Genomic DNA, 6,299 nt, shown 5'->3' on the forward strand with positions numbered 1-6,299 from the left:
CGTTTTTAGTTAAATTTCCAAACTATTTTTCATCATACAGAATCTATTTATGATTTCCGCATCACAACCGTTCCTCTTTCTCTAAAAGTCTTTTTAAAAAGTCTACACCGTTTTATGTCACAAAACGGTTTTGAAGTAGTAGGTGTGTCTAGCCAAGGTAAGGAATTACAAGATGTACAGAACGAAGAAGCAGTCCAAACGGTTGCTTTGGAAATGACCCGTACTATTTCGCCAGTCAAAGATTTAAAATCTTTGTGGAAATTTTATAAGTTATGTAAAAAAGAAAAACCACTAATGGTACATTCTCATACTCCCAAAGCAGGCATTGTCGGAATGTTAGGTGCTAAATTAGCGGGTGTACCCATTCGTTTACATACCGTAGCAGGCATGCCTTTAATGGAAGCAACTGGTTTAAAACGTAAAGTGTTAGATGTTGTCGAGAAGTTAACCGATTTCTCAGTTGTTTTTTAGACAATTTACCTTATAGTTATACCTTGAAGTTTTTATTTTTACCGTAAAGTTATAGTTATATCTATAATTATTTGTAATTTTACAGAAAGTTATAATCGTAATAAGTCATGAATCTGAACATCCCAAAATAGTATTCCACGTCCTTTATACATAGATAAAGTAGAGCCTTTTATCGGAAAAAGCCTGATAAAAGTATTTACAGGTCAGCGACGTGTTGGGAAAAGTCATTTGTTGTTTCAGTTAATGGCAATTATCAAAGAAAAAGACTCTGAAAGCAACATCATTTATATCAACAAAGAGGATTTGGCTTTTAGAGCAATAAAAAATGCGTCGGATTTAAATAATTATGTTCTTGAAAATCTGTCGGAAACGGAAAAAAATTATGTTTTTATAGACGAAATCCAGGAAATCGAGCATTTTGAGGATGCTTTACGTTCTTTATTGTTAAACAATTCTATTGATTTATATTGCACAGGCAGCAATGCGGAGTTGCTCTCCGGAGATATTGCAGGAAGACTGAGCGGACGTTTTATAGAAATACAAGTATATAGTTTGACTTATACAGAGTTTTTAACCTTTCAGCAGATAGGCGATACCGATGAGTCTTTACAAAAATATATGAAATATGGCGGTTTGCCTTATTTGAAGCATATAGCCTTAGAAGACAATGTTGTTTTTGAATATCTTAAAAACATCTACTCAACCATCGTTTTTAGAGATATCATCAACCGGTATGCTGTTCGCAATACGCCTTTTTTAGAGCAATTAATATTTTTCTTAGCCTCCAATATCGGGAGCATTTTTTCTGCCAAAAAAATCAGTGATTTTCTAAAATCTCAAAAAACTAACATAGCACCCAATCAGGTACAAATTTATGTTCAGCATCTTGCCAGTGCTTTTTTAATTCATCAGGTAAAACGCTATGATGTAGAAGGCAAGCGATTATTTGAAATAGGAGAGAAATATTATTTTGAAAACTTAGGTATTCGCAATGCACTTTGGGGGTACCGCCCGCAAGATATAGGAAAAATAATGGAGAATGTGGTCTATAATCATTTGGTAGCCCATAATTATACGGTTAATGTGGGTATATTAGGAGCCAACGAAATTGATTTTATAGCCGAGAAAAACGGTGAAAAGGTATATATTCAGGTAGCATTATCATTATTAGAAGAAAAAACAATTCAAAGAGAATTTGGTAATTTGCAAAAGATAAAAGACAATTATCCTAAAATGGTCATAACTATGGATACTTTTTCAGGAAATACCATAGGGGGCATAGCTGCTATAGATTTAAAAAGTTTTTTGACCAATAGATGGTAACAGGGACTAGAAAACAGAGATTAGAAAACAGGGACTAGAAATAGGGAACTTGGATTAGGAGTTTAAAGAAAATTAATGATACAATGAAAACGCATAAAGATTTAGACGTTTGGAATCATTCTTTGTGCTGAAAAAGATGAAATTACGGCAGAATATATTTTGGACGGGTTTAAGAATAAAGTATTTACCTCTAAATATGTAACGATACTTCCTAATAAACAAAAACTAACAGAGGAAGTAGAAAATGTATTAATAAAAGATAATAAACTACCTGTTGTGCATTTGGACAAAAATTCGTCTGTTCGAGTAAAAATCTGAAAGATTTTGTATCGGGAACTAAATAAAAAGACTTCTCGATACAAAATTTCTTCCACTTCGTTACAGAAATCTCACTCGAAGTGACGTTAGTTGATATTTTTGTTTCCTAAATGCACAACAAGTAATAAACTATAGTCAAACAATGAACATTCTCTTCACCTGTGCAGGACGTCGCATTTATTTAATAAATTTACCAAAAAGTTTGTTTTATTTTTTTAACCGTATTCTCTTATCAATATAAACAGTAACTTTGTTTAGTTGTTAATCATATCTATAAATGACCCAAGAGCAATCATACACCTAATTACTTCCGGAGAAAGCGACCGTATCGAGCGTACTGTTTCGGTTAGCAATACGGATAAGTTTTCGGAAGCAGTGTGTGCTTTTGCCAATGATTTTCCTAATCACAGGCAATCCGGTTATTTATTAATTGGCGTGAAAGATAACGGCACGCTTTCAGGGTTAAAAGTTACCGATGATTTGCTGAAAAACTTGGGAGCTTTGCGTTCCGAAGGAAATATACTACCTCCTCCGATTATTCATATTGAAAAAAAATCTTTTCCCGATGGCGATGTGGCTGTAGTGGAAGTAAAACCTTCGTTTTTTCCGCCTGTAAGATATAAAGGCAAAGTTTGGATTCGTATCGGACCGAGAAAAGCGGTAGCCAACGAAGCAGAAGAACGTATCCTAATTGAAAAAAGACAAGTCGGAATCACAACTTTTGATAGTTGTTCGTTGGCTCATTCAACGTTAGAAGATATAGATGTAGAGCTTTTCAAACATCATTACTTGCCAAAAGCAATAGATAACGAATTATTGGAGCGTGATACAAGGGCATTAAGCGACAAAATGGCATCGCTTCGTCTTTTTGATACCACTGCTAAGACGCCTACAGTTGCCGGTATATTGTTATTAGGCAAAAAACCGGAATACTTTTTGCCTGGGGCTTATGTACAATACGTTAGATTTGGTGGAACAGGTCGGGAAGCGAGTGTTTTGCGGGAGGTTAAGTTTTCGGCAAATCTGATTACAATGCTGAATAAACTGGACAGTTTTATAGATACTTCATTGGTAGAAAGAAAACCTGTGCCGGTGTCGGTGCTTCGGGAAGAACAGGTTTTGAATTATCCGTATTGGGCATTGAGGGAGTTGCTTATGAACGCTGTAATGCACAGAGATTATCAGTCGAATATGCCTGTTCGGTTGTATCAGTTTGACGACCGTATCGAAATTATGAATGCAGGAGGGTTGTATGGCAACGCCCGTCCGGAAAATTTTCCGAATGTAAACGATTACCGTAATCCTATAATTGCTGAAACAATGAAAGTATTGGGCTATGTAAACCGTTTCAGTCGTGGTGTTTCAAGAGTTAATGAAGAATTATTGGAAAATGGCAACGGAAAAGCGATTTTTAATTTTGATTTAATGACGGTGTTTGAAGTAACGGTTCATCTTTCTAATGATTATCTTACACAAGTTAGTGACCCAGTTAGTGACCCAGTTAGTGACTTACTAAAAGTGATGGGTAAAGAAAATATTCCGATGAAAAGAGCTGATTTACAGCTTAAATTAGAATTTAAACATAAAAATTATTTTCTTAAAAACTATCTTAAACCTGCTTTAGAGCAAGGTTTAATAGAAATGACTATTCCTGATAAGCCCAATAGCAGATTGCAACGTTACCGATTAACAGAAAAAGGGAGTAAACTGAAACAACAATTACAGAATAAATAACCTTAATCAATGTACAAAAACTTTTTCAAACGCCTTTTTGATTTCCTTGCAGCCTTTTTCGGATTGCTGTTATTAAGCCCGATTTTTATCGTTGTAACGATAGGATTGTACTTTGCCAATCAAGGAAAACCATTTTTCTTTCAGGCACGCCCAGGGTTGAATGAGAAAATCTTTAAGATTGTGAAGTTTAAAACGATGAACGATAAAAAAGATGCACAAGGAAATTTATTACCCGATGCTGACCGTTTAACAACTATTGGTGCTTTTGTACGTAAAACATCTTTAGATGAAATTCCGCAATTAATCAATGTATTAAAAGGCGATATGAGTTTGATTGGTCCACGCCCGTTATTACCACAATACCTGCCTTTGTACAATGCAGAACAAAAACGCAGGCATGAAGTACGCCCAGGCATTTCGGGTTGGGGTATTGAGGTTATATCTGTAAAAAGTTTACAAATAAAAATCTTTTTATGGTTATAACCTTAAAAATTAAAAATAAAAAACTATCTTTGTGATCATAACCATAAAAAATGATTTTAAGACCAAATTACATAGAAGACTTAAAACCCTTTATCGACAAGCCACAGGTAAAGATTATTACCGGAATCAGACGTTCGGGAAAATCGGTTGTGCTACGTTTGCTCAAAGAAGAATTGTTGCGAAGAGGCATCAAAGAGGAACAAATTATTACCTTAAATTTTGAAAGTTTTGTTTATTCTGAACTGACAAAAGCTCAAAAACTTTACGAATACGTAAAAGAGAAAATCAAAAACTCGCAAAAATATTATCTTTTGTTAGATGAAATTCAGGAAGTGGAGCAATGGGAAAAAGCGGTCAATTCATTTTTGGTTGATTTCGATGTGGATATTTATCTCACAGGTTCTAATTCTCATTTATTATCTTCTGAATTAGCTACTTATCTGGCAGGAAGATATGTCGAAATGCCAATTTATACGCTTTCTTACAAGGAATTTTTAGATTTCAGAAACCATTATTTCAAAGAAAAAAATATTGATAATTCTTTTGTGCATTTTCTTCGTTTCGGAGGTTTTCCGGTGATTCATACGGCTGATTATTCTGAAGAAACGGCTTACAAAGTGGTCTATGATATTTATTCGTCGGTTATTTTGAGAGATACGGTTCAACGCTACAAAATCCGTGATATTGAGCTGTTGGAACGGGTCATTAAATATGCTTTTGACAATATCGGAAATACTTTTTCGGGCAAAAATGTAGCCGATTATTTCAAAAGTCAGCAACGAAGAGTCGATGTCAATACGGTTTACAATTACCTGAATGCTTTGGAAGGGGCTTTCATTTTGTATCGTGTGCCACGTTATGATATTAAAGGAAAAGAAATCCTCAAAACACTGGAAAAATTTTATGTAAGTGATGTTTCGATTATCTATGCTTTAATGGGATTTCGGGACAGAATGATTTCGGGAATTTTAGAAAACATTGTTTTTTTAGAACTCAAACGAAGAGGCTACAACGTATATGTAGGAAAGTTTGGTACTAACGAAATTGATTTTGTAGCAGAAAAACGAAACGAAAAAATATATGTGCAAGTGGCTTATAAATTAGAAAATCAAGAAACCGTAAACCGTGAATTTGGTAATCTTTTAGCTGTTGATGACCAATATCCGAAATATGTGGTAACAATGGACGAATTTTGGAAAGATAATATCGAAGGAATAAAACATTTGTATATTACGGATTTTCTATCAAGAGAAACATTTTAAATTTTATGAATAATCCAAAAATAATCCGCATCACCACCGTTCCGATGTCTGTTTATTCAAAATGCGAATTAAGGGTTGAACTATAACAATGAAGTAGTTTAAACTTTTTTGTAAACAGGAAAATCCCGTAGGGATTATCTGTTCATAGCTAATAAACAGGTAAAATCTACAGCTCCGTAGGAGCGACCTGTAAAAAAGGTTCATCAACAGGTCGCTCCTACGGAGCTAATTCAAAATCACACATTAAATTCTACAAACAGAAAGCTCCTACGGAGCAAATCAAAAAAGAAGTTTAGAAATTTATCCGCCAAATAATCATTAAAAAGCTTCCGTTAAAATTTTAGCAATACCAGAAAAATAAAGAAAAAGTGATGGAATTGGCTCAACAGTTATGACAGGAGTTAAAATTGTAAGAAAAGATTCTTTAATCGGAGCAGGAGCGGTAATCATTAAAGATGTTACTGATAATGCAACCGTTGTTGGCAATCCGGGAAGAGTTATCAAATCAAACTAAAATAGTTTTCACTGCTCAAGAACAAAAAACAATTAAGAACCTGTTGTGCATTTGGACAAAAATTCGTCAGTTCGGGTAAAAATCTGAAAGATTTTGTATTGGGAACTAAATAAAAAGACTTCTCTATACAAAATTTCTTCCACTTCGTTACAGAAATCTCACTCGAAGTGACGTTAGTTGATATTTTTCGTTTC

4 protein-coding genes and 2 pseudogenes are annotated in these 6,299 nt (G+C 34.2%); all 6 read left to right on the forward strand.

The window, feature by feature from the left end; translation table 11 throughout:
- Positions 1–60: 60 nt before the first annotated feature.
- A pseudogene (locus BLW20_RS01565) lies at positions 61–450 on the forward strand (glycosyltransferase); the annotation flags it as partial.
- A 171-nt stretch (positions 451–621) separates the two neighbouring features.
- Complete coding sequence (locus BLW20_RS01570; RefSeq protein WP_262492792.1) at positions 622–1,794, forward strand: ATP-binding protein; 1,173 nt, start codon at positions 622–624, stop codon at positions 1,792–1,794.
- A 576-nt stretch (positions 1,795–2,370) separates the two neighbouring features.
- Positions 2,371–3,846, forward strand: a complete 1,476-nt coding sequence (locus BLW20_RS01580; protein WP_218143506.1) for a Fic family protein — start codon at positions 2,371–2,373, stop codon at positions 3,844–3,846.
- Between the two features lie 9 nt (positions 3,847–3,855).
- A pseudogene (locus BLW20_RS01585) lies at positions 3,856–4,272 on the forward strand (sugar transferase); the annotation flags it as partial.
- A 107-nt stretch (positions 4,273–4,379) separates the two neighbouring features.
- Complete coding sequence (locus BLW20_RS01590) at positions 4,380–5,591, forward strand: ATP-binding protein (RefSeq protein ID WP_091095642.1); 1,212 nt, start codon at positions 4,380–4,382, stop codon at positions 5,589–5,591.
- Between the two features lie 391 nt (positions 5,592–5,982).
- A complete protein-coding gene (locus BLW20_RS14820) occupies positions 5,983–6,105 on the forward strand; it encodes a hypothetical protein (RefSeq protein WP_317039269.1) in 123 nt (40 codons plus the stop codon).
- The last annotated feature ends 194 nt before the right edge of the window (positions 6,106–6,299 follow it).

Source organism: Paenimyroides marinum (assembly GCF_900108395.1).
Taxonomy (GTDB): domain Bacteria; phylum Bacteroidota; class Bacteroidia; order Flavobacteriales; family Flavobacteriaceae; genus Flavobacterium; species Flavobacterium marinum.

What these genes read in the sequence shown, in the direction of transcription:
- BLW20_RS01590 (WP_091095642.1), top strand. Translation starts at nt 4,380, where the DNA reads ATGATTTTAAGACCAAATTACATAGAAGACTTAAAACCCTTTATCGAC.
- BLW20_RS14820 (WP_317039269.1), top strand. Translation starts at nt 5,983, where the DNA reads ATGACAGGAGTTAAAATTGTAAGAAAAGATTCTTTAATCGGAGCAGGA.